Here is a 22,463-nt window from a genome sequence, read left to right as displayed (position 1 = left end):
CGTCAGCCGGCCGAGCCGGTGAAGGCCGGCAGGTATCCGCTGGTGTAGCCACTGTTGTTCGGGTGGTACGAGTTCTGCGGCGGGATGATCGTCAGCCCGTTGAGCCACGGCCGTGACGAGCACACGCCGTGCCCGGTGAACTCGTCGCGCACCTCGGAGTAGACGAACCCGGCCGCCTCGGCGCGCTGCTTGATCATTTCGTCGAGGACCCGGGCGCCGTCGTTGATCGCCCGCCGCTTGGCCGTGCTCATCTCGCAGATCAGCGACGCGGTGTCGAAGATCAGCGGGTAGGAGAGCACCACCACGCGGGCGTCCGGCGCCTTGGCCCGGATCGCCGAGTACGCCGCGTCGAGCTTGCCGGGCAGGGTGTTCGCGACGTACGTCTTCCCCTGGTTGACCTTGCTGGCGCAGGCCGAGTCGCTGGAGGTCAGGCAGGTGACGATGGTCGGGGCGAACCCGGCGTCGTTGCCGCCGATGGTGATGCTGACCAGGTCGGCGCCGGCGTTGATGGCCGGCGCCTGGGTGCGCACGACGTCGTCGGTGGTGGCGCCGCCGCACGCCAGGAACTGGAACGACGCCGGGCTGTTGGCCGCGGCCCACTTCGGCCCGTAGGCGTTGTTGCTGCGCAGGCAGGTGCCGGACTGGCCGGGCGCGCCGACGCCGGAGGAGTACGAGTCGCCCAGTGCGACGTAGTCGATGCTCGCCGCCTGGGCGGGTGCGGCGAGGGCGAGGCTCAGGACGGACGAGGTGACGAGACAGGTGAGAACGGTAGCCCTACCCATCGATGGCCTCCGATGCTCCACGTGGGGATACGGGGACCGAAGCGCTTCGGTTACCGCACGGTAAGCCCGCCTTCCGAGAAATGGAATCCCGTGAAATTCCTGTTAAGAAGTAGTAACATGCATCGATGTGACCTGGGACTATCACGCAAGGTCATGTTTCGTGCGCGACTCGCCGGGCAGCGAATCCACAGCGGCCTTCCAGGCATGCGCGCTAGCGTTCGATCATGGAGGAGAGCCGGGCCCGCCGTGTCGTCACCCGTCTGCGGGATCGTGACGTTTTCGCTCATCTGAAACTGCCGAGCGCCGGGCGCTCCGGCTACGCCGTCCGCATCGTGCTGGCCGACGGCCGCGAGGCGCTGTGGGGCGACGACGGATCGGCCGCCCTCAAGGCCCAGGTGATGCGGGACGGGGTGCTGGTCGGCTTCGTCGACTCGATCCCGGGCTCCGAGGACTACACCGACGACCAGATCGTCGACGCCATCGCGGCCGCCGACTACGACCGCCCGATCGGTCGTTCCGTGCGGCCGGCGGTGACCCGCCGGGTGCCGCCACCGCCGCCGCCCCCGAGCCTCGCCGAACGGTGGCGGGGCTTCCTGGGCTAGGCCGAGGTCAGGCGGAGTCGCGCGGCAGCAGCGGGGTGGGCCGAGGTCAGGCGGAGTCGCGCGGCAGCAGCGGGGTGGGCCGAGGTCAGGCGGAATCGCGCGGCAGCAGCGGGGTGGGCCGAGGTCAGGCGGAGTCGCGCAGCACCAGCGGGGTGGGCAGCAGCTGACCGCCCGGGTCCGGGTGCTCGCCGCGTAACTGGCGCAGCACCAACTGGGCCGCGCACGAGCCGATCTCCTTGGCCGGCTGGTGCACCGTGGTGAGCTGCGGCTGGCAGCGGACCGCCCACGTGCTGTCGTCGAAGCCGACCACGCCGACGTCGCCGGGAACGCTGCGCCCGGCCTCCCGCAGCGCCTCCAGGGCGCCGGCCGCGATCGCGTCCGAGGCGGCGAAGACCCCGTCCACGCCGGGATCGCGTTCCAGCAGCTCGCGCATGCCCTTGACGCCGGAGCCGTAGTCGTAGTGCGGGACGTCGGCGACCATCTCCTCGTCGAAGAGGGGGCCGAGCGCGGCGCGGAACCCGGCCAGCCGGTCTATGCCGGAGTCCCGGTCCAGCGCGGCGGCGATCATGCCGATCCGCCGGCGGCCGCCGGTGAGCAGGTGCTCGGTGATGGCGCGGGCCGAGCCGACGTTGTCTATCCCGACGAAGGGGATGGTCTGGTCCAGCTCGGGCGGGTGGCCGACGAACGCGGCCGGCAGCGAGAGGTCGCTGATCACCTTGATGATCGGGTCCCGGGTGCGGGCGGACACGACGATGGCGCCGTCGACGAAACCGCCGCTCAGATAGCGGGCGACCCGCTCGGTGTCCCGTGACGACTCGACGACCAGGCTGACCATCTGGTGGTCGGCCAGCGACAGGGCCGCGTTGGCGCCCAGCATGATCGAGCCGATGTTGGGGTCGTCGAGGAAGAGCGAGTGCGGCTCCAGCGCGACGAAGGCGACCGCCTGCGACCGGCGCATCTTCAGTGCCCGCGCCGCATTGTTCGGCACGTAGCCGACCTCGGTGATCGCCGCCTCGATGGCGGCGCGTGCCTCGGCGGAGACGTAACCGCCGTTCAGCACGCGGCTCACGGTGCCCCGGGACACACCGGCCGCGGCCGCGATGTCGTGCACGGTGGCGCGTTTCTGGGGCTGGGGCCGGGACATGCGATCAACAGTAACCCGCTCGCTATTGACCTCTCCGCAGGCCAGTCCTACTGTGTGCACGTTCACACATCCGTAACAGCCGTTAGGGTTCGCGGAAATGTGTGCACGTGCACACATTCGCTGACCAGGAGTGCTATGAAATTCGTGCGCATGCCGGTGCCGGGCGTCAGCCTGGGCTGCGACTACAACCCGGAGCAGTGGTCGCCGGACGTCTGGCGCGAGGACGTCGCGCTGATGCGGCAGGCCGGGGTGGACCTGGTGGCCGTCAACATCTTCGGCTGGTCCAACCTGGAGCCGAGCCCGGGGGAGTACCGCTTCGACGACCTGGACGAGGTCGTCGAGCTGTTGCACGCCAACGGCATCAAGCTCAACCTCGGCACCGGGACCTCGTCCCCGCCGCCCTGGCTGACCAGCCTCTACCCCGAGGTGCTGCCGGTCGCCGAGGACGGCACGACCCGCTTCCCGGGCGGCCGGCAGGCCTGGTGCCCCAGCTCCCCGGTCTTCCGGGACCGGGCGCTGGACCTGGTCTCCCGGGTCGCCCGCCGGTACGGCCGGCACCCGGCCCTGGCGCTGTGGCACGTCTCCAACGAGCTGGGCTGCCACAACGCGCTCTGCTATTGCGAGACCAGCGCCGAGGCGTTCCGGAACTGGCTGCGCGGCCGCTACCGGAAGATCGAGACGCTGAACGCGGCCTGGGGCACCTCGTTCTGGAGCCAGCGGTACGGCGACTGGTCGGAGATCCAGCCGCCCCGCCTCGCGCTGTCGGTGCGCAACCCGGCCCAGATCGTCGACTTCCACCGGTTCAGCTCCGACGAGCTGCTCGGCTACTACCGCGCCGAGGCCGCGATCCTGAGGAAGCACTCGGAGACGCCGGTCACCACGAACTTCATGGTCACCGCCCACATCCGCAACCTCGACTACTGGTCCTGGGCGCCGGAGATGGACGTGATCGCCAACGACCACTACCTGGACCACCGCCTCGGCGACCCGGTCGCGGAGCTGTCCTTCGCCGCCGACCTGACCCGCGGCCTGGCCGGCGGGCGCCCGTGGATGCTGATGGAGCAGGCGGCCGGCGCGGTCAACTGGCAGCCGCACAACCTCACCAAGGCGCCCGGCGAGATGATCCGCAACTCGCTGACCCACGTGGCCCGTGGCGCCGACTCGATCTGCTTCTTCCAGTGGCGGGCGTCGGCCCAGGGCGCCGAGAAGTTCCACTCGGCGCTGCTGCCGCACGCCGGCACCGACACCGTCGCCTGGCGCGAGGTGCTGAAACTGTCCGAGACCCTGGACCGGATCGGCGAGGTGGCCGGCACCGAGGTCGAGGCCGACGCGGCCCTGCTGTTCAGCTGGGACTCGTGGTGGTCGGCCGAGGGCGAGGCGCGGCCGTCGCAGGCGGTCACCTACCTCGACCAGGTGCACGCCGCCCACCGGGCGCTGCGCGGGCTCGGCATGACCACCGACGTGATCGCGCCCGGCACCGACCTGAGCCGCTACAAGTTGGTCGTCGTCCCGTGTCTCTACATGGTGTCGGACGAGCACGCCCGGGCGATCGCCGACTATGTGGCCGCCGGCGGGCGTGTGGTGGTCACCTTCTTCAGCGGGATCGTCGACGAGCGGGACCGGATCCGGCTCGGTGGCTATCCGGGCGCGTTCCGGGACCTGCTCGGGGTGGTGGCCGAGGAGTTCGCGCCGCTCATGCCCGGCATGTCGGTCAAGCTGAGCAACGGCGGGACCGGGGACCTCTGGACCGAACGGCTCCGCGTCACCACGGCGACCGTCGAGGCCGAGTACGTGGACGGCCCGCTGCCCGGGGTTCCGGCGATCACTCGCAACGAGTACGGAAGCGGCGCCGCCTGGTACGTCGCCACGAGAACGGACATGTCCGAGCTGTTCCGCGAAGTGGCCGGCCACCAGAAGCTCGGCCCGGCCGAGATCGTCCGGCGCTCCGGGGACGGCCGCTCCTACCTCTTCGTCATCAACCACGGGACCGATCCCGTCGAGCACCCCACCACCGGGTACGACCTCGTCGCCGGCCGGGCGATCAGCGGGTCGCTCCGCGTCGAGGGCGGCGGTGTGGCCGTGGTCCGAGAGGAGGCCTCGTGAAAGCCCCGAAGAAGGCCCTGCTGTTCTTCATCCTCCCGTTCGGTCTGCTGTTCACCGCGTTCTACCTGGCCCCGATCCTGTACGCGATCAAACAGTCGCTGTACAGGGTGGAGCGCACCGGCACGTTCGGCCCGGCGGTCGAGGTGTTCGGCGGCCTGACCCAGTACCAGCGGGTCTTCGCCGACGGCCCGTTCTGGGAGTCGATCGGCCGGGTGCTGCTGTTCGGCATCGTGCAGGTGCCGGTGATGCTGGGCCTGGCCCTGTTCCTGGCGCTGCTGCTGGACTCCGGCCTGGTCAAGGGGCGGCGGTTCTTCCGGCTGGCGTTCTTCGTCCCGTACGCGGTGCCCGGTGTGGTCGCCGCGATCATGTGGGGCTTCCTCTACTCGCCCAGCCTGTCCCCGTTCGACGCGGTCACCGGCAACGTCGACCTGCTCAGCGCCGACCTGGTGCTCTGGTCCATGGCGAACGTCGTGACCTGGGTGTACGTCGGCTACAACATGCTGATCATCTACTCCTCGCTGCTGGCGATCCCGCAGGAGGTGTACGAGGCGGCGCGCATCGACGGCGCCGGCGCGATCCGTACCGCCTGGGCCATCAAGATCCCACTGGTGATGCCGGCGATCGTGCTGACCACCGTCTTCTCGATCATCGGCACCCTCCAGCTGCTGGCCGAGCCGCAGGTGTTCCGCACCTTCAGCTCCGCGGTGACCAGCACGTACACGCCGAACCTGACCGTCTACTCCACCTCGTCCATTCCGAACTTCAACCTGGCCGCGGCGTTCTCGGTGGTGCTGGCCCTGGCCACGTGCCTGCTGTCGTTCGCCTTCCTCAAGGTCACCCAGCGGGGAGGCGACAAATGAAGCGCGTGACGCCGATGGTGATCATGGGAGCCGCGACCTTCTACTTCCTGGTCCCGATCTGGTGGCTGTTCGTCGCCGCGTCCAAGACCAGGAGCGAGTTCACCTCGACCACACCCCTGTGGTTCGCCGACTTCGCGTTGATCGACAACCTGAAGGAGCTGTTCGCGTACCGGGACGGGGTCTTTCTGCGCTGGATGCTGAACAGCGTCGTCTACACCGGCGGGTCCGCGCTGCTCGGCACGATCCTGGCCGCCATGTGCGGATACGCCCTGGCCAAATACCGTTTCCGGGGCCGCGAGGCGATCTTCAACGTCGTCCTGGGCGGGGTCCTCGTGCCGGCCACCGCACTCGCCCTGCCGTTGTTCCTGATCTTCAGTCAGTTCGAGGCGACGAACACCTTCTGGTCGGTCTTCCTGCCCAGCCTGGTCAACCCGTTCGGCGTCTACCTGGCCCGGATCTACGCCTCCGCCAGCGTCCCGGACGAGCTGCTCGAAGCGTCCCGCCTGGACGGCTCCGGCGAGATCCGCACCTTCTTCACCATCTCCAGCCGGCTGATGTTCCCGGCCCTCGTGACGATCTTCCTGTTCCACTTCGTCGCGGTCTGGAACAACTTCCTGCTCCCGCTGATCATGCTCGGCGAGGAACGCCTCTTCCCGGTCACCCTCGGCCTCTACACCTGGAACACCCAGGTCAACCAGCTTCCCGAGCTGCGGATGCTGGTGCTCACCGGCGCACTCGTCTCCATCGTGCCCCTGGTGATCGCCTTCCTGCTCCTGCAGCGGTTCTGGCGCAACGGCCTCGGCTCCGGCGCCATCAAGTAACCCCCCTTAAGAAATGAGGATCGAAATGCGCGCTCTCAGTGTCGTGCTGGTCTCAGCACTCGCACTCGGTGCCTGCTCATCCGGTGGATCTTCCGAAACCGCCGCGGATTCGAAGAGCTGTGCCCCTTCGGAAGGCAACGTCACGCTGACCTACACCACCTGGATCCCCGGGATCGAGAACGTGGTGAAGGTCTGGAACGACAAGAACCCGAACATCCAGGTCAAGGTGCAGACCGGCCCGAACGGCAACGGCGGAACCTACGCCAACTTCTTCAACCAGCTCAAGGCCGGCAACGCCCCCGACCTGGGCCACATCGAGTACGACGCGCTGCCCAGCTTCCGCGTCCAGGACGGCCTGGCCAACCTGGCCGACTGCTCCGAGGTGACCGCCGCCAAGGACCAGTTCGTCGACTGGACCTGGGGCCAGGTCACGTTCGGTGAGGAGAACTCGGTCTACGGCATCCCGCAGGACGCCGGGCCCATGGCGCTCTTCTACCGCAAGGACCTGTTCGAGAAGAACAACATCCCGGTGCCGACCACCTGGGACGAGTACGCCGCGGCCGCCGAGAAGGTGAAGGCCGCCGGTGGCTACATCACCAACTTCTCGCAGAGCGACATCAACCAGTTCGCCGGCTTCGCCTGGCAGGCCGGCGGCCGCTGGTTCGCCAACGACGGCAGCAAGTGGACCGTCAACCTCCAGGACGAGAACACCACCAAGGTCGCCAACTACTGGCAGGGCCTGATCGACAAGAAGCTCGTCTCGGCCGTGCCGCCGTGGACCACCGAGTGGGACAACGCCTACAACACCGGCCAGGCCTGGACCTGGACCTCCGCGGTGTGGGGCGCCAACTCGATCATGTCCGGCGCCCCCGACACCAAGGGCAAGTGGGCGGTCGCCCCGATGCCGCAGTGGACCTCCGGCGGCACCGTCGCCGGCAACTGGGGCGGCTCGTCGACCGCCGTCTTCAAGGGCTCGAAGCACCCGTACGAGGCCGCGAAGTTCGCTCTCTGGCTGAACACCTCCGAGGAGGCGCTGACCCTGCTCAACAAGGAGGCGCAGCTCTACCCGGCGACCAAGGCCGGCGCCAAGCTCCCGGCGCTGTCCGAGGGAGTCGAATTCTACGGCGGCCAGAAGATCTACGATGTCTTCGCGACGGCCTCCGGCCAGGTCGCGCCCGACTTCGTCTGGGGACCGACGATGACCTCCACCTACGCCACCGCGTCGGACGGCTTCAAGGCCGCCGTCTCCGGCAACGGCACCCTGCTCGACGCGCTCAAGACCACCCAGGCCAAGACCGTCGAGAACATGAAGTCGCAGTCCGTCCCGGTCGCCGAGTGACCGTGTTCCACCTGCGTGCCGCGGGTGTCAGCCTCGTGCTCGACACCCGCGGCACCGCCGCGCGCATCCTCCACTGGGGTCCCGGCCTGGGCGACCACCTCCCCACCGAGGACCCCTTCGTGCCCGCGGTGCCACCGAGCTCGATCGACGTACCCCTGCGTCTTTCTCTCCTGCCCTCCCTCTCCGAGGGATGGACCGGTCGTCCCTCGCTCTCCGCCGGAGAGTTCCGGCTGATCGGCGCTCACTCCCAGGACGACAACACCGTTCTGGTACGCCACGCGAGCGCCGATTCCACGCAAGAGGTGACCACGGAGCTGGAGCTGTCGCCGCAGGGTGTCCTGCGACTGCGGCACCGCCTGGCGAACCGCGGCGCCGGGGAGATCGTGCTGCCCTGCCTGGACGTGCTGCTGCCGATCCCGGACGAGGCGTCCGAACTGCTCGACTTCACCGGTCTCTGGTCCCATGAGCGGCAGCCGCAGCGTGCCCCGCTGCGGCACGGCGTGTGGAGCCGGGAGAGCCGGCACGGCCGCCCCGGCCACGACGACGCGTTCCTGATGACGGCCGGCGAGCCCGGCTTCGGCTTCCGCAAGGGCCGGGTCTGGGCCGTGCACCTGGCCTGGAGCGGCGACAAGCGGATCTGGGCGGAACGCTCGGCCCTCGGCTACGGAGTCCTGGGCGCGGGCGAGTTGCTCAGCCCGGGGCAGATCGGTGGTGAAGTCCGGCTGGCCCCCGGCGAGTCCTATGAGACGCCCTGGCTGGTCGCGGTCTTCTCGGACACCGGCCTCGACGGCCTCTCCGATCGCCTGCACCCGTGGATCCGCGCCCACTCGCCGGCGCGGCTGCCCCGCCCGGTCGTCCTCAACACCTGGGAGGCCGTCTACTTCGACCACGACCTCGGCGTGCTGAGCGACCTCGCCGACGCCGCCGCCTCCGTCGGTGTCGAACGGTTCGTGCTGGACGACGGCTGGTTCGCCGGCCGCCGCGACGACAAGCGCGCCCTCGGCGACTGGTATGTCGACTCCTCGCTCTGGCCCGAGGGCCTGCACCCGCTGATCGCCCGGGTGAAGAAGGCCGGCATGGACTTCGGCCTCTGGGTCGAACCGGAGATGATCAGCCCCGACTCGGCCCTCGCCGCCGCCCACCCCGACTGGATCCTGGACGGCGGCACCGGCCCCACCTGGCGCCGGCAGCGCGTCCTCGACCTCACCAAGGCCCACGACTACCTGCTGGAGCGGCTGTCCGCGCTGCTCACCGAGTACCCGATCGCGTTCCTCAAGTGGGACCACAACCGCGACCTGCTGACCTCGCACTCCGGCCGGCAGACCCGCGCCCTCTACCGGCTGCTCACCTCGCTGCGCGCCCGGTTCCCGCACGTGGAGATCGAGAGCTGCGCCTCCGGCGGGGCCCGCATCGACCTCGGCATCCTCGAACTCGTCGACCGATTCTGGACATCCGACACCAACGACCCGCTGGACCGGCAGTCGATCCAGCGCTGGACCGGCGTGCTGATCCCGCCGGAGTACCTGGGCGGGCACCTGGGCGCGGCCACCGCACACGTCACCGGCCGCACCTCGGCTCTCGGCCTGCGCCTGGCCACCGCACTGTTCGGCAGCGCCGGCATCGAATGGAACCTGACCGCCGCCTCCGAATCCGAACGCCTCGACATCGCCGCGTGGATCACCGAGCACAAGCGCCTGCGCCCCCTGCTGCACACCGGCCGGGTGGTCCGCGCCGACTCGCCCGACCCGGCGCACCTGCTGCACGGGGTCGTCGCCCAGGACCGCACACACGCGGTCTTCGCCCTGGTCACGCTGGGCACGCCGCGGGCCGCCCTGCCGCCGCCGATCCGGCTGCCCGGCCTCGACCCGGACCGCCTCTACACGGTCCGCCCGATCGGCGTCCCACCCCGGACCCTCCAGGACGCCCCACCCCTGTGGCTGGCCGCCGGCTCAGCCACGCTCACCGGCCGGGTGCTGGCCGAGGTGGGTCTCCCCGCCCCGCTGCTCACCCCGGAACAGGCCCTGCTCCTAGAACTGACCTGACCTGACCTGACCTGACCACCCACCCCGCCCGCCTGCCCGCCCCGCCTGCCCGCCCCGCCTGCCCGCCCCGCCTGCCCGCCCCCGCGTGACCCCGCGCCCTCACCCGCGGCGATCTTGGACGTTTTCCCACCGTTTTGGGTGGGCGGGCGTCCAAGATTGCCGCGTGTGAGCCCCCGCGCTTGCGTCCCGGCGCCTGCCTCGCGGCCCTCGCGCCTGCGTCCCGCGCCCTCACCCGCGGCGATCTTGGACGTTTTCCCACCGTTTTGGGTGGGCGGGCGTCCAAGATTGCCGCGTGTGAGCCCCCGCGCTTGCGTCCCGGCGCCTGCCTCGCGGCCCTCGCGGCCCTCGCGCCTGCGTCCCGCGCCCTCACCCGCCGCGATCTTGGACGTTTTCCCACCGTTTCGGGTGGGCGGGCGTCCAAGATCGCTGCGCGTGCGCTTGTTGCGCATGCTTGTGCGCGTGCGCTTGTTGTGCGTGCGCGTGTGCCTGCGCTTGTTGTGCGTTCGTGTGTGCGTGCGCTTGTTGTGCGTGCGGGATCTTGAGCGTCTGGCTACCGATAGGTGGGTGGGGTGGGCGTCCAAGATCGGGTGGGGTTCAGTAGGCGGTGTGGCCGCGGCGGCGGACGACGCGGTAGAGACTCTCCGGCTCGTCGGCGACGGCGGCCGGGACCGCGGGCGCTGTCCGCTTCACCACGGGGCCGGTCACGGCGTGGACGAGGGCGGGCCGGAACCGGGCGAGCGCGACCACCGCCGCCGCGGTGATCAGGCCCTCGCCGATCCCGATCAGCACCTGGGTGCCGACCATCTGGCCGGTCAGCCCGGTCAGCGGCGGGTCGCCACCGAGCGCGTACTGGAGGCCGGCGCCCGCCGCGGCCGCCCCGGCGCTGACCATGGCGGTGGTCAGCGCGATGGTGGCCAGCCCGTCCGGGTTCCGCGGCAGTCCCCGCAGCAGGGCGGCGACCAGCAGATACGCGGCGGCCGTACCGAGGATCGCGAGATTGAGGACGTTCAGGCCGAGGGTGCTCAGGTCGTCACCGAACAGCAGGCCGTCCAGGATCAGCACGCCTGTCACGGTGAGCGCGCCGATCCACGGTCCGACCAGCATGGCGGCCAGCGCCCCGCCGATCAGGTGCCCGTGGACCCCGGGCAGCAGATGGTTGATCAGTTGCGCGGTCAGCAGGAGCACCGTCAGCAGGCCGGCTGTCAGCGCCGACGGCCGGTCCAGGTGGGTGCGGGCCCGGCCGGCGCAGAATCCGAGGGCGGCCACGGCGGCCACCGAGAAGACGATCGTGACCGGTGTACCGACGGTCCCACCGGCCACGTGCATCGCTGTCGCTTCCATGGGCGTACTCCCCAGCCTCGTGCCGTCGAAGCTGGTTCGTGGCCGGGGAAGGCATGGATGTCTATGCGCCGCCGAAACGTTCGGTGCGGATGCGTTTCGGGTCGTGTCCGAGAGCGACCAGCATGTCGGCGGCCGTCTCCACGAATGTGGTGGGGCCGCAGACGAAGCAGTCCGGCTGGAGGCCGGGCGGCCACCCGTACGTGTTGACCGTCGCCACGTCGATCCGCCCCGGTGGATGCGGCCAGTCGTCCGGCGCCCTACGGGTCCAGACGAACCGCACGTCCAGCCCGGCGTCCTCGCGGCCCCGGCGGCGCAGCTCCCCGGCGTAGAGCGCGTCCTCCGGCGTGCGGACCGAGTAGATCAGCCGGAACGGCTGCCGGCCGCCGGCCAGCGAACGCGCCCGGATCATCGCCATCAGCGGCACCACACCCGAGCCGCCGGCCAGCAGCAGCACCGGCGCCGTGGCGGTGTCCCGCCAGACGAACCAGCCGCCGACCGGGCCGCGCACCTCGATCCGGTCACCCGGCTCGACCACATCGGTCAGGTACGGCGAGACCTCGCCGTCCTCCAGCCGCTGCACCGAGATCTCGACCGGGCCGTCACCCGGCCATGCCGAGGCGATCGAATAGCTGCGCTGGGCCTGGTAGCCGTCCTCGGCGGTGAGCCGGATGTCGATGTGCTGCCCGGCCAGGTGCCCGGGCCACTCGGGAACGTCGAGCACCAGGGTGCGTGCCGACGGTGTCTCCCAGCGGGCCGCCACGACGGTGGCCGCCCGCCAGGTCAGTCGCCGTGATACCGCTGCTCGCGCCATGGGTCTCCGTACATGTGGTAGCCGGCGTCCTCCCAGAACCCGGGCTCGTCCTCGTGCATCATCCGGAAGCCGTCCACCCACTTCGCCGACTTCCAGAAGTACAGGTGCGGGATCAGCAGCCGGGCCGGGCCGCCGTGCTCCGGGTGCAGTGGCTCGCCGTCGTACTCGTACGCGATCCAGGCTCTGCCGTCGAGCAGGTCCTCCAGCGGCACGTTCGTGGTGTAGCCGCCGTAGCTGTGCGCCATCACGTAGTCGGCGGCCGACTCGACCTCCTCGAACAGGGTGTCGATCGCGACGCCCTTCCAGGTGGTGCCGAGCTTCGACCACTTGGTGACGCAGTGGATGTCGACCGTGATCTCCTCGGCCGGCAGCGCGGTGAACCGCTTCCAGTCCCACGTGTGCTTCTCGCCGGTCTCGGTGACGATCGTGAAGTGCCAGCGGTCCAGCGGGATCCGCGGGGTCGGCCCCGCCGAGAGCACCGGGAAGTCGTGCGCGAGGTACTGACCGGGCGGCAGATCGGGCGGCGACTCGCGTCTGCGCCCACCGAAGCCCCGGGAGATGATGCTCATGGGATACGAGTAAACCTCACGAGCGTCACCATCGTGTGTCCGCGTGCGATCCGGGTGCGCGAGGTAGGGTCGGGATCATGCCGTTGACGGGTGAGTACGCCCCCAGCACATCTGACTGGGCGCGCAATCAGGCAGAGAAGTACGAGGCCACCGGCGGTGCCGAGGCCAACGACATCCTGGGCAAGCCGATCATCGTATTGACCAGCGTCGGTGCGAAGAGCGGGCTGCTGCGCAAGACCGCGTTGATGCGGATCGAACACGAGGGGGAGTACGCGGTCGTCGGTTCGCTCGGCGGCGCCCCCAAGAACCCGGTCTGGGTCTACAACATCCGGAAGAATCCGCTCGTCGAGCTCCAGGACGGGCCGCTCAAGCAGGACTACACGGTCCGTGAGCTGTCCGGTGAGGAGCGCGACACCTGGTGGAAGCGCTCGGTGGAGGCCTTCCCGAACTACGCCGACTACCAGACGAAGACCGACCGCCAGATCCCGGTCTTCCTCCTGACCCCGGCCTAGCGCGACTTCTTGTCCGCGGCCCCGGGGCCGTGCGACTCCACGAGGACCGGCGCGCCCAGGTGCGAGGCGATCGACTCGCACCAGTCGTCCGGCTGGTACATGCCGGCCGGGCGGGCGCGCCGTAGCCGCTCGCCGAGGCGCTCCTGGTACTCCAGGTCGCGGGGCGGGCCCGGCTCGATCCGGTCCCAGGACTCGCCGTCCACCTCGTAGGAGGTGCAGATCCGCAGACCGGGGGAGCGGTCCGGGACGTCCAGGTGGGTGATCGCCAGGGCGTCGACGCCGCCGGCCACCTCGACCGCGTACCGGTGGGCCACCGCGTCGAAGTGGCCGACCCGGAAGTCGCCCTGCCACGGGTCGCGGCCGTTGTGCGCCTCCGGCAGATCCAGCGGCGCCTCGGTCACGAACGGACCGGCTCCGTGCCGGGTGGTGTAGGTCCTGACTACACCGAGGCGCAACAGATCCGGGCAAAGTGACAGGGCGTTGTCGAACGTCGTCGTCGACCACGTCGTGTGCGGATGCCAACCCCGCCACTCGTCGAGCAGCACCCCCTGGGCGCCCTCGAACACACACGGCCCCTCAGCGAGCAGGCGGGACGTCCAGGACGGGCCGACGATCCGGACCGCCTCCCCGAACGCGACGAACGCCTCCACCACGTCGTCCAGCGGCGGCCCGGGCACGTCGAGCGCCTCCCGGACGGCCGCCAGGCGGCACCGCAGCCGTGCGGGGGACAGCACGTCGGCGACTTTCGGGGCATCGGGGTGCTCCGACGCGTACGCCATCGTCTCTCCGACGCCCATGCCGCACGAGCCGTGCCGGAGCGAACGCTCCCGCCGCTGGTTCGCGGCGCGATGCCACGGAGTGGCGAGCAGTGCCTCCCCATCCACCGTGAGCAGGTGGAACGGGTTGCCGAGCGCGGCCGCCTCGCCGGCCAGCGAGAGCGGGTCCACCACCATGAACCGGGTCAGGTGGGTGGGCACGCCGCGCAGCGTGCCCGACCCGAACTGGCTGAACGTGTGATGCCGCCCGTCCTCGGTGATCACGTTGTGCGCGGCCTGCGCTCCCCCGTTGAAGCGCAGGACGGCCCGTTTGTCCTCGGTGGCGCAGAGGAAGTCGACGACCGTGCCCTTGCCGGCGTCGCCGTACCCGAGGTCGACGACCGCGACGTGCCGGCTCACAGCCGCTGGTTCCCGCCCGCGCCCCCACCCGCGATCTCGAACGACGACCGCACCACCGGCGTCCGCTGCAACGGTGACAGCGCCCGGCCGACCGTGCCGCCCGCCGCCGAGCCCACGTCGGTCAGGTCGGCGATGCCCTCGTCCAGGTCGATGGCGTCCTCGCCGAGCCCCACGGTCAGCGCGATCGTCTCGCAGACCGCGTCCAGGTCGTCGAGCTCCAGGACGTTCTGCCCGAGCAGCTTGCGCCAGCGCGACAGCACCTCCTTGTCGCCGCTGTGGTGGGCCGCCGTCGGCAGGATGTAGTAGACGTCGAACTTGCGCTTCAGCTCGGCCAGAATGTCCTCGGTCGGGATCGGCTCGCGCAGTTCGTCGCCGATCACCGCGCGCACCTCGCGCGGCTTCACCCGGGGGTACGGCATCTCGTCCCCGATGATGAACAGATAGCCCTTGCGCCCCCGGTTGACCAGCGAGTCCAGGATCGTGTGCCGGGCCATGAAGTACAGCGCCAGCTCGTAGGACTCGTGTTTCTGGCCCCCGCCGCCGCCCTCCAGCACGATCTTCGCGAGGTCCTCGTCCATCCGGTTGTCCGACTCGAACTGTCCGATCTGGAGCGGCGCCCGGTCGCAGGTGGCGTCGCCGATCGCCCCGAACATGATCTGCGGGTCGACCGCGTAGCCCTTCCTGGTGAGCAGTCCCAGCAGCTGCGGCAGCTTGGTCTGGAGAACCCGCGGCACGTTGCCCATCGACCCGGTCACGTCGAACAGGACCGCGATCGGCGTGCTGAACGGATGCTCGTCACTGTCCCGGGACTCCCGCATGAAGACCCCGTCCGGATCCAGGTCGGGGTGCGCGGTCCGGGCGCCGGAGTCGCTGTACGCGAACGCGCTCCTCCCGGTCGCCGCCCGGAAGTCGGCGGCCGCCGTGTAGACGTCGGTGGACCAGAGTCCGCTTCCCATGTCGCTCTCTCCTCAGTTCCGGTACCGCTGGGGGATGATGTCGTCGAGTTCGCCCAGCAGCGCCCAGGCGTCCTGCGGCCGCATCCGCGGCGCGTCATAGGTGCATCCGGCGGCGAACCGCCGCAGCGGCTCGGGCATCCGCGACCCCATCAGCCGCGTGATCAGCCCGGTCGCCATGTAGATGTCGGTGGCGGGACCAGCGAGCCTGTCGTTCAGCACCTCCGGCGGGTAGGCCGACTGCCGTGCTTTCACTATCGCCCTAGGTCGATGTCCCGCATAGCACCAGTCGATGATCACGAGTCCGCGCATCTCCCGATGGATCAGCACGTGTTCCTCCAGAAGCGCCCCGTGCGTGACCCCGGCTCGGTGTGCCCAGCCCAAACCGGTCAGCAGCCGGCGCCAGATCCAGAGCACCTCCTGCGGCGTCGCTTCCTTTACGTGAGCCAGGCTGACCATGCCGTCCTGCCGCTCCAGCACGTTCACCCGGCGCCGGCAGCGCCGCTCGTCCTCGTAGACGAAGCTCTCGATCAGCCGGGCCGCGTAGGGCCGGAACCGCGGATCGCCGTCCCGCCACAGTCTCTGGAGCGTGGCGGCCTCGACCTCCATCAGGTCGCTGTCACCCGGATGCCGGGGGATCTTGATGACGGCCTGGCCGTCGGCGTACAGCTCGGCGAGGTCACCGTGGGCGAACATCTCGCCCATCCCGTAGGCCCGCCGGCGTCCGTGCAGCACCGGCACTTCCGGCTTCTGCCTGTAGAGAGCGGAGAGCCTGGCGAAGGCGTCCGTCGCGGTCGCCCTCCGGCCCGCGCCCACCGCGTCTGGATGGACCAGCTTCGCCCATTTCTTGTACGCGCGGCCGCCGCTCCGCTCCACGTCCAGTTCCCGGAAGCTCTCCGCCGCGGCGATCTGCCCCACCGCCTCCTCGAAGGAGAGCGTCTCGATCCGTGCTGTCGTGATCATCGCACCCGGTCCTCCCTGGTCGGGCGGAGCAGCGCCGGGTGCAGCAGCCGGGCGTCACCGGCCCGGTACAGCTTCGCCCGCGGCCCGCCCCGCTCCCCGCCCTTCGCCGTCGTCTCGCCGGTGCTCTCCACGAAGCCCGGAACCGACAGCACCTTCCGGTGAAAGTTGCCGGCGTGCAGTTCCTCGCCCCACACCGCCGCATAGACCTGCCGCAGCTCGCCGATGGTGAACTCGGGCCCGGTGAACGCCGTGGCGAGCGGTGTGTACTCGAGCTTCGCCCGCGCCCGCTCCAGCCCGTCGGCGAGGATCTCGTCGTGGTCGAAGGCCAGATCCTTCGCCTCCTCCACCGGCACCCAGTAGGCGCGCGCCGCGTCACTGCCGGCCGTCGGCTCGGGCAGGCTCGGCGCGAACGCCAGATAGGCCACGGAGACCACGCGCATCCGGGGATCACGGCCCGGATTCCCGTACGTCTGAAGTTGCTCCAGGTGCACCCGCTCGAGCTCGGTCTTCTCCTGACCGGGCGTCAGCCCGGTCTCCTCGGCCAGTTCCCGGAGGGCCGCCTCGCCGAGCGTCTCCTCGCGGACGAACCCGCCCGGCAGCGCCCGGTGGCCGGCGAAGGGCTGTTCGCCGCGCTCGACCAGCAGCACGCAGAGCCGTCCGTCCCGAATGGTCAGCGCCACCACGTCCACGGTCACCGCGACCGCGGGATAGTCCCGAGGGTCGTACCCCGCCAGGAACCTCGCCTCGTCCATCGCCCGCTCCGGTTCTTCTCGCTATGAGTCTTACTCGATCTGAGTGCAACCTAGTCCGGGTGTCGGCCGGTGTCAACAGAAACCGCCGCCTCACCCGGGGTGAGACGGCGGCGCTCTGTGCGGAATCGGTCAGGAATGCTCGTAGGTGAGACAGTCCGCCACGTCCGCGGAGGCCCCCACGGTAATGGCCGGCGCCTGACATTCGAGATCCTTGTTGTACTTGCAGTCGGCGCGCTTGCAGGCGCCCACCTGGGCGATGGCCACGCCCATGCCGCCGGACAGCCCGGAGCCCACGAAGGTGTCGCACTCGGCGTTCGTGTCACCGATGGTGATGGCGAACGCCGTGCATCCGTCGTGGTTGTAGCCACAGTCCGTGACGGTGCAGGTCTGCACGCGCGGCATGTTCATCATCTGGGTCACGACGGTTCTCCTTCGGCGGTCAGGGAATTGGCTTCGACTCGAACTTACCCACTATTTCTCTGCAGTGCATCTTTCCGGCGTTGCAATTCCAGAAATGGACAATGCTTAGGAAAGGCTTTACTTTCATCAATTTAGGTAAGGCATGCCTCGCCAATTCATCGCGCTTATCGGTCATGGGAGGTGTGTTTCAGTCGGCCGGGACCCGCGAGGTGTTCGGTGTGTTGCCGCCACGGTGTCCGGCGGTCGCGGTGCTGGGCGAGACGGGGCATGTTAGCTCTGCGGTAGGGAGATGTCGGAAAAATGAGGTTCTTTATAGCTTTCGGGATCTCCATCACCCTTAATCGTTACGCTTCGGGCGAGACGGCCCGCCGTCGCCTAAGCGCGCGGGCTCCCAATCCCTATCGCGGTTTCGCAGACCGTAGGAGGACCTCGCATGCGCAAGTCCACAGCACGACGACCCGGCCACCGGCCACTCAAGGCCGGAGGTGCGGCGGCGGCAGCAGCCGTGCTGGTGCTGGCCGGCACCGCGACGCCGGCCAGCGCCGCCATCACGCTCAACACGACCCAGGTGGCGATCGCCGGCGGCACCGTTCTTTACCTCACCGGTGGCACCGCATTGGCCGACACCATGGCGGTTCGGTTCGTGCCATCGACAGAGACGAACTGCCCGGCCACCTACGGTGCGGGCGTGACCGGCGCCGTGCCCGGTGGTCTGATCGACGCGGCGTCCGGCGGCACGACCGCCCATGTCACCACGCCGGCCTTGCCCGCGGGCACTTACAAGACGTGCATCTACGACGACGCGACAGCGGCCGGCGATCTGGTCGCCACCGAGACCACCGCGAACCTCCTTACCGCTGTGAACATCGCCGCGCTGAGCCCGACCACCGGGCAGGCCACTGAAAAGGTCACCCTGACCGCGAGTAGTGCGATCTTCACCGGGACCGCGTACACGACTCAGTTCGTCGCCGGTACGGAATGTCCAGTCACCTATACCGCACCCCTAGCTGGGACGCGGATCAACGCCACCTCTACGGTGAAGGTCGCCGGCACCACCGCCCTTCCGGCCAACACCGCGGTCACAGTGACCGTGCCCGGGACCGCGGCAGCCCCGACTTTGACGCTCGGAACGCCCTACCTTCTCTGCTCCTATGCCGGCACCACGGCCGGCACCACTCCGTTGGCGGCCCGCAGCAACGTAACCTTCGCCAGCTTCGACAAGACGCTGCCCGCCGTCACGGTGGTTCCGACCGGTGGCAGTTCGGGTGAGGCCACCAACTTGACGCTCACCGCGCCGACGGCGAGCGCCCCCTTCGCCGCTGGAGTCCCCGAGGTGTTGGCCACCCGGAACAGTTGCCCGCTCACACGTCCAGCGACAAGCGCTCTCGGGGCTGCCACCGGCCTGGAGCCCTACGCGGCGACGCCATTGAAGATCACGAATTTTAAGGTCGCGGTCACCCTGCCGGCCAATGCGGTGATCGTCGGAGGCAAGGACGTCACTACACCGTGGAACCTTTGCACCTACGCCAGTAACGTCGCCGACGCCGCGATGGTCACGGCACCGGCTGTCTTCACCGTGGCCGCGGTGCTGGATCTGTCGGGCGCTGAATTCGCGGTCGAGGGCGGCACGGCGACGCCAACGGCATCCGGTCCGGCACAGGGTGGGCAGAGCCTCACCGTCTCAGGGTTGGAAGGTGTCCCGACGTCCGCCGGTGCGACCCTTACCGCCTCGCTCGGCGGTAGCCCGCTCACGAACGTCACCGTGATCGATGCTACCTCGTTCAGCGGCACCACCACCGCGCATGCGCCGGGCGCTGTGAACCTGAGCGTCACCACGGCGTCCGGCACCAAGACCACCACGGGTGCGCCGTACACCTTCACCTATGGCATCAATGTCACCCCGAACACGGCGCCGACCGACACCGCGCCGGTTCTGGACATCATCGGGGCCGGCTTCGGCGAGTTGACCTTCGGTGACGTGGCCACTGCTGCGCCGCTGGATGCCGATGAGTCCTATGTTCTGCTGACGAACAACGAGTGGAACAGTCAGACTTTCGGCACCGGCCTTCCGGCAGTGACAGCTGCCGGGCCCAACCCGACCAGCTACTGCAACAGCGTTCTGCAGATCAGCGACTCGGAGATCATCTGCACGCTCAACCTTTCGGACTCCATCACGGGTGCCACCGCGAATCACACGCCAACGATCACCCCGGGTACCGAGGTCCCTGACGGGACCTACACGATCACGGTGATCAACGATGGCGAATCCGTCAGTGACGCGGCCGTCAACTACTCGACGGTGTCGAGCAATTCGACGTTCACGGTGGCCTCGTTCTGATCGTCTTGCGGTTCTCACGCTCGACATCACACAGCGGCCCGGAGTTCACACTCCGGGCCGCTGTGCTGTGACCTGTACCGACCGGCTCACCCCATTTCGCGCCAGCTCTTCTCGAGGGCGTCGACCGCCTTGTCCCGGGACGGGCGGCCTTTCGGGTCGACCACGATCGCGAGCACGCTCTTGGCCGGACTGGTCCGCCAGCACATCAGCAGGTTGTCCTTCTTCGCCGGTCGGGGATTGGTGCTGAACTGGAAGGTCTGCGAGCAGGACGCATTCCGATGTTTCCGGATTCCGCCGGCGACGTAGGCCAACTCCCCCCGCCCGGTCAGGTCCCCGCGAGCGGTGACCATCCGCACGATGCCACCCTCCTTCAGGGACCCTTCGGTGGTCGTCTTGACGTCGTCGGCCGACGTGGTGCTCTTCGGTGCGACCGGCCGTTGAACCTCGACGCCGTCCTTGGCCATCTTCCGCCGTGCTTCCTTGATCTCATCGGCCGCCGTCGAGGGGGTCGGTGACGCCTTCTTGGAGACGGCCGTCGGTGTCGCGGAGGGCTCCGGTGATCCGGATGTGCTCCCCGGGGCCACCGGGGCCGGGACGATGATCCGCTGGCCCTGAATCACATCGGCTTGCCGGTCGGCGAGCACCTGGCCGGTGATCACATATGCTCCGGTGCCGAGGACGGCCGCCAGGCCGGTCACCCCGATCACTGCCTTCCAGCTCGGCCGGTGAATCGGGCGCTGCGTGGATCGGTGTCTCCGGTCGCGGTTCCGGCGGCCATCGGATCGGCTCATGTCGTCATACCTCGCGGTTCTCGATTCCGTCAGGCCCATTTGCACGTGAGCCAGTCGAATCTTCATGTTCCCTAACAAGTCGGACTTCTCGCACGAGAATCGCGGCCTTGGTACCGAGGTGCGCGCTCCCGATTCGCAACCTCGTGATCACTAAACGGTGCTCCGGCCCGACCGAAGCTCGTGTCCGACCGCTGAGAGAGGGACATCGAGCATGAGGGTTCAACTGCGCCGGTATGCGGCCGGGGCTGTGGCCGTGGGAGCGCTTGCGGCCGTGAGCGTGTTCGCCCTGCCCACCGGCGGCACGGGCTGGGAGCCGGTCACCTACGGCCTGACCCAGCGCCCGGAGGAACTGCTCCCGGCCACCGTCTCGAAGGCGCGGCCCGCCCGGATCGTCACCACGACGATCGACGCCGATGGCCGACCGGTCGTCTCCTCGAAGCAGGCGACCGACCGGAAGGCCGCCGCCGACCTGGTCGAGGCGTCGCAGCGGGCCGACGACGCGGTGAGCGTCGAGATCGACGCGCCGGTGTACGCGCTGGGCGTTCCGTCCGGATCGGACCCGTACCGGAGTCAGCAGTGGGACTTCGGGAAGATGCGGGTCGCCGAGTCCTGGCCGAAGTCGACGGGCAACGGCGTGACGGTCGCGGTGATCGACACCGGGGTCGACTCGGCCCACCCGGACCTGGCGGCGAACGTGATCAGCGGTTACGACGCGGTCGCGAACAAGGTGGGGCCCGGCACCGACGGCAACGGGCACGGCACGCATGTGGCCGGCACGATCGCGGCCGTCACCGGCAACGGGGTGGGCGTCTCCGGCATCGCGCCGGAGGTCCGGATCCTGCCGGTGAAGGTGCTGGGCGCGAACGGCAGCGGCTACTCGTCGGATGTCGCCGAGGGCATCGTCTGGGCCGCCGACAACGGCGCCAAGGTGATCAACATGTCGCTGGGCGGGACGACGAAGGTCGCCGCGATCAGCAACGCCGTCGCGTACGCCCGGGGCAAGGGTGTCACCGTGGTCGCGGCGGCGGGCAACGAGCGTACGTCCGGAAGCCCTGTCTCCTATCCCGGCGCCGACGCCGGGGTGATCGCCGTGGCCGCGACCGACTCCGCCGACCGGTACGCGTCCTACTCGAACGCCGGCGGCTACGTCGACGTGGCGGCGCCCGGGAGCGGGATCCTCAGCACGTATCCCGCGGCGCGCGGCCAGTCGTACGTGTCCCTGAATGGAACGTCGATGGCGTCGCCGCATGTCGCGGCGCTGGCCGCGCTGCTCAAGGCCTATCAGCCGCAGCTGACGCCGGACCAGATCGAGTCCGCGATGGAGAGGTCCGCGGTGGACCTCGGCGTCAAGGGCTTCGACAGCGATTACGGGTACGGACGTGTCGACGCCGTCGCCGCGCTGGCCGCGGTCACGCCGGTGACGAGCGCGCCGACCACTGCCCCCACGACGGCGCCCACCACCAGTGCACCTACCACGGCACCCACCACCAGCGCGCCCACGGCGAGCCCCACCGGCAGCCCGACGGCGAGCCCCACCGGCAGCCCCACGCCGAGCGGCACCGCCAAGCCGAAGATCAAGCCGCTCATCACCACGAACGTGACCAGTCGGAAGGTGACCTACGGGGCACCCACCTCGACCGTGTTCACCGTCCGGGTGTCCGGCCGCGCGTGGGCGAACAAGCCGGTGTCGCTGTGCCTGGCCGCCGGGGGAGCGGCGTTCACCTGCACCGATGCGAAAACCAGCGGCTCAGGCACGGTCACGGTGTCGCGCGCCGCCACGGCGGGCTTCCGGGCCTACCTCACGATGGCCGAGACCGGCACCACCTCGGCGGCGACGTCGCCGGTCGCCACCTACACGGTGCGCGTGACAGCCGCTGCGAGGCTGATCAGCCGTGGCGTGATGACGGTGACCATCACCGGAGCGGCCGGGCAGCGGGTCGAGATCCAGCGGTACTCGTTGGCGACCCGCACCTGGGAGGCCGTCGGCTCCTACGGCGCGGTGGCCCGCATGACCGTGAGTGGCCTGGTCAGAGGTCAGAGGTACCGGGTCGTCGTGCCGGACACCGTCGCGGTCCTCGGCGCCACGAGCAACACGGTCACCGCCTGATCGAAACCTGAGGTGCGCCTGCTCCCCAGAAGCACCAG

At 69.5% G+C, this 22,463-nt stretch carries 20 protein-coding genes; 9 read left to right on the top strand and 11 right to left on the bottom strand.

The genetic code is table 11. The features are described 5' to 3' along the window. Nucleotides 1-2: 2 nt before the first annotated feature. Entirely contained in the window at nt 3-782 is a 780-nt protein-coding gene (locus tag KZ829_RS37305) for an SGNH/GDSL hydrolase family protein (protein WP_220148545.1), read from the bottom strand. Between the two features lie 224 nt (nt 783-1,006). Between KZ829_RS37305 and KZ829_RS37300 the strand changes: the two genes are divergently transcribed. Further along, nucleotides 1,007-1,384, top strand: a complete 378-nt coding sequence (locus KZ829_RS37300; RefSeq protein WP_220148544.1) for a hypothetical protein — start codon at nt 1,007-1,009, stop codon at nt 1,382-1,384. Nucleotides 1,385-1,508: 124 nt separating this feature from the next. On the opposite strand, the gene KZ829_RS37295 is transcribed toward KZ829_RS37300, so the two are convergent. Next, entirely contained in the window at nt 1,509-2,528 is a 1,020-nt protein-coding gene (locus KZ829_RS37295) for a LacI family DNA-binding transcriptional regulator (protein WP_220148543.1), read from the bottom strand. A 135-nt stretch (nt 2,529-2,663) separates the two neighbouring features. On the opposite strand from KZ829_RS37295, the gene KZ829_RS37290 reads away from it, so the two are divergent. The 5 genes from KZ829_RS37290 to KZ829_RS37270 are packed head-to-tail and all read left to right on the top strand — an operon-like array spanning nt 2,664 to nt 9,693. Beyond that, complete coding sequence (locus KZ829_RS37290) at nt 2,664-4,631, top strand: beta-galactosidase (protein WP_246636914.1); 1,968 nt, start codon at nt 2,664-2,666, stop codon at nt 4,629-4,631. Continuing rightward, a complete protein-coding gene (locus KZ829_RS37285) occupies nt 4,628-5,491 on the top strand; it encodes a carbohydrate ABC transporter permease (RefSeq protein WP_220148542.1) in 864 nt (287 codons plus the stop codon). The genes KZ829_RS37290 and KZ829_RS37285 overlap by 4 nt, the downstream gene beginning before the upstream one ends. After that, complete coding sequence (locus tag KZ829_RS37280) at nt 5,488-6,312, top strand: carbohydrate ABC transporter permease (protein ID WP_246636913.1); 825 nt, start codon at nt 5,488-5,490, stop codon at nt 6,310-6,312. The genes KZ829_RS37285 and KZ829_RS37280 overlap by 4 nt, the downstream gene beginning before the upstream one ends. 25 nt (nt 6,313-6,337) lie before the next feature. Beyond that, the gene (locus KZ829_RS37275; protein ID WP_246636912.1) at nt 6,338-7,651 is read left to right on the top strand and encodes an ABC transporter substrate-binding protein; all 1,314 of its coding nucleotides are present in this window, start codon (nt 6,338-6,340) and stop codon (nt 7,649-7,651) included. Further along, complete coding sequence (locus tag KZ829_RS37270; protein ID WP_220148540.1) at nt 7,648-9,693, top strand: alpha-galactosidase; 2,046 nt, start codon at nt 7,648-7,650, stop codon at nt 9,691-9,693. Before KZ829_RS37275 ends, KZ829_RS37270 begins: the two co-directional genes overlap by 4 nt. A 594-nt stretch (nt 9,694-10,287) precedes the next feature. On the opposite strand, the gene KZ829_RS37265 is transcribed toward KZ829_RS37270, so the two are convergent. The 3 genes from KZ829_RS37265 to KZ829_RS37255 form a co-directional block, all read right to left on the bottom strand. Next, nucleotides 10,288-11,034, bottom strand: a complete 747-nt coding sequence (locus KZ829_RS37265; protein ID WP_220148539.1) for an energy-coupling factor ABC transporter permease — start codon at nt 11,032-11,034, stop codon at nt 10,288-10,290. Between the two features lie 61 nt (nt 11,035-11,095). Further along, nucleotides 11,096-11,845, bottom strand: a complete 750-nt coding sequence (locus KZ829_RS37260) for a ferredoxin reductase (RefSeq protein WP_220148538.1) — start codon at nt 11,843-11,845, stop codon at nt 11,096-11,098. Further along, complete coding sequence (locus KZ829_RS37255) at nt 11,815-12,414, bottom strand: sulfite oxidase-like oxidoreductase (protein WP_220148537.1); 600 nt, start codon at nt 12,412-12,414, stop codon at nt 11,815-11,817. Before KZ829_RS37255 ends, KZ829_RS37260 begins: the two co-directional genes overlap by 31 nt. 77 nt (nt 12,415-12,491) lie before the next feature. On the opposite strand from KZ829_RS37255, the gene KZ829_RS37250 reads away from it, so the two are divergent. Then, the gene (locus KZ829_RS37250; protein ID WP_220148536.1) at nt 12,492-12,926 is read left to right on the top strand and encodes a nitroreductase family deazaflavin-dependent oxidoreductase; all 435 of its coding nucleotides are present in this window, start codon (nt 12,492-12,494) and stop codon (nt 12,924-12,926) included. On the opposite strand, the gene KZ829_RS37245 is transcribed toward KZ829_RS37250, so the two are convergent. The 5 genes from KZ829_RS37245 to KZ829_RS37225 all read right to left on the bottom strand — a co-directional run bounded on the left by KZ829_RS37245 (nt 12,923) and on the right by KZ829_RS37225 (nt 17,189). After that, nucleotides 12,923-14,101 carry an adenylosuccinate synthetase gene (locus KZ829_RS37245; RefSeq protein WP_220148535.1) on the bottom strand — a complete coding sequence of 393 codons (1,179 nt, stop codon included), beginning with the start codon at nt 14,099-14,101 and terminating at the stop codon, nt 12,923-12,925. The genes KZ829_RS37250 and KZ829_RS37245 overlap by 4 nt on opposite strands. After that, on the bottom strand, nt 14,098-15,057 hold the full coding sequence (locus KZ829_RS37240) for a hypothetical protein (protein WP_220148534.1): 960 nt from the start codon (nt 15,055-15,057) through the stop codon (nt 14,098-14,100). The genes KZ829_RS37245 and KZ829_RS37240 overlap by 4 nt, the downstream gene beginning before the upstream one ends. Nucleotides 15,058-15,069: 12 nt before the next feature. After that, nucleotides 15,070-16,017 (bottom strand): molecular chaperone DnaJ, encoded by a 948-nt coding sequence (locus KZ829_RS37235; protein ID WP_220148533.1) that lies wholly within the window; start codon nt 16,015-16,017, stop codon nt 15,070-15,072. Continuing rightward, a complete protein-coding gene (locus tag KZ829_RS37230; RefSeq protein WP_220148532.1) occupies nt 16,014-16,769 on the bottom strand; it encodes an NUDIX hydrolase in 756 nt (251 codons plus the stop codon). Before KZ829_RS37230 ends, KZ829_RS37235 begins: the two co-directional genes overlap by 4 nt. Nucleotides 16,770-16,898: 129 nt before the next feature. Further along, nucleotides 16,899-17,189, bottom strand: a complete 291-nt coding sequence (locus tag KZ829_RS37225) for a DUF1540 domain-containing protein (RefSeq protein WP_183215638.1) — start codon at nt 17,187-17,189, stop codon at nt 16,899-16,901. Nucleotides 17,190-17,622: 433 nt separating this feature from the next. Here KZ829_RS37225 and KZ829_RS37220 point away from each other — a divergent pair, with 433 nt between their 5' ends. Further along, nucleotides 17,623-19,527: a hypothetical protein gene (locus KZ829_RS37220; RefSeq protein WP_220148531.1), complete on the top strand. Its 1,905-nt coding sequence runs from the start codon at nt 17,623-17,625 to the stop codon at nt 19,525-19,527. 86 nt (nt 19,528-19,613) lie between these two features. Here KZ829_RS37220 and KZ829_RS37215 read toward each other — a convergent pair whose 3' ends face one another. Beyond that, nucleotides 19,614-20,234 (bottom strand): hypothetical protein, encoded by a 621-nt coding sequence (locus KZ829_RS37215; RefSeq protein ID WP_220148530.1) that lies wholly within the window; start codon nt 20,232-20,234, stop codon nt 19,614-19,616. A gap of 355 nt (nt 20,235-20,589) precedes the next feature. Here KZ829_RS37215 and KZ829_RS37210 point away from each other — a divergent pair, with 355 nt between their 5' ends. Next, nucleotides 20,590-22,425 (top strand): S8 family peptidase, encoded by a 1,836-nt coding sequence (locus KZ829_RS37210; RefSeq protein ID WP_308285822.1) that lies wholly within the window; start codon nt 20,590-20,592, stop codon nt 22,423-22,425. Nucleotides 22,426-22,463 lie beyond the last annotated feature (38 nt).

The sequence above is a fragment of the Actinoplanes hulinensis genome (assembly GCF_019429605.1).
GTDB lineage: Bacteria > Actinomycetota > Actinomycetes > Mycobacteriales > Micromonosporaceae > Actinoplanes > Actinoplanes campanulatus.
Note: the sequence above shows the minus strand (reverse complement) of the source record. Positions and strands in the feature narration are given on the sequence as shown.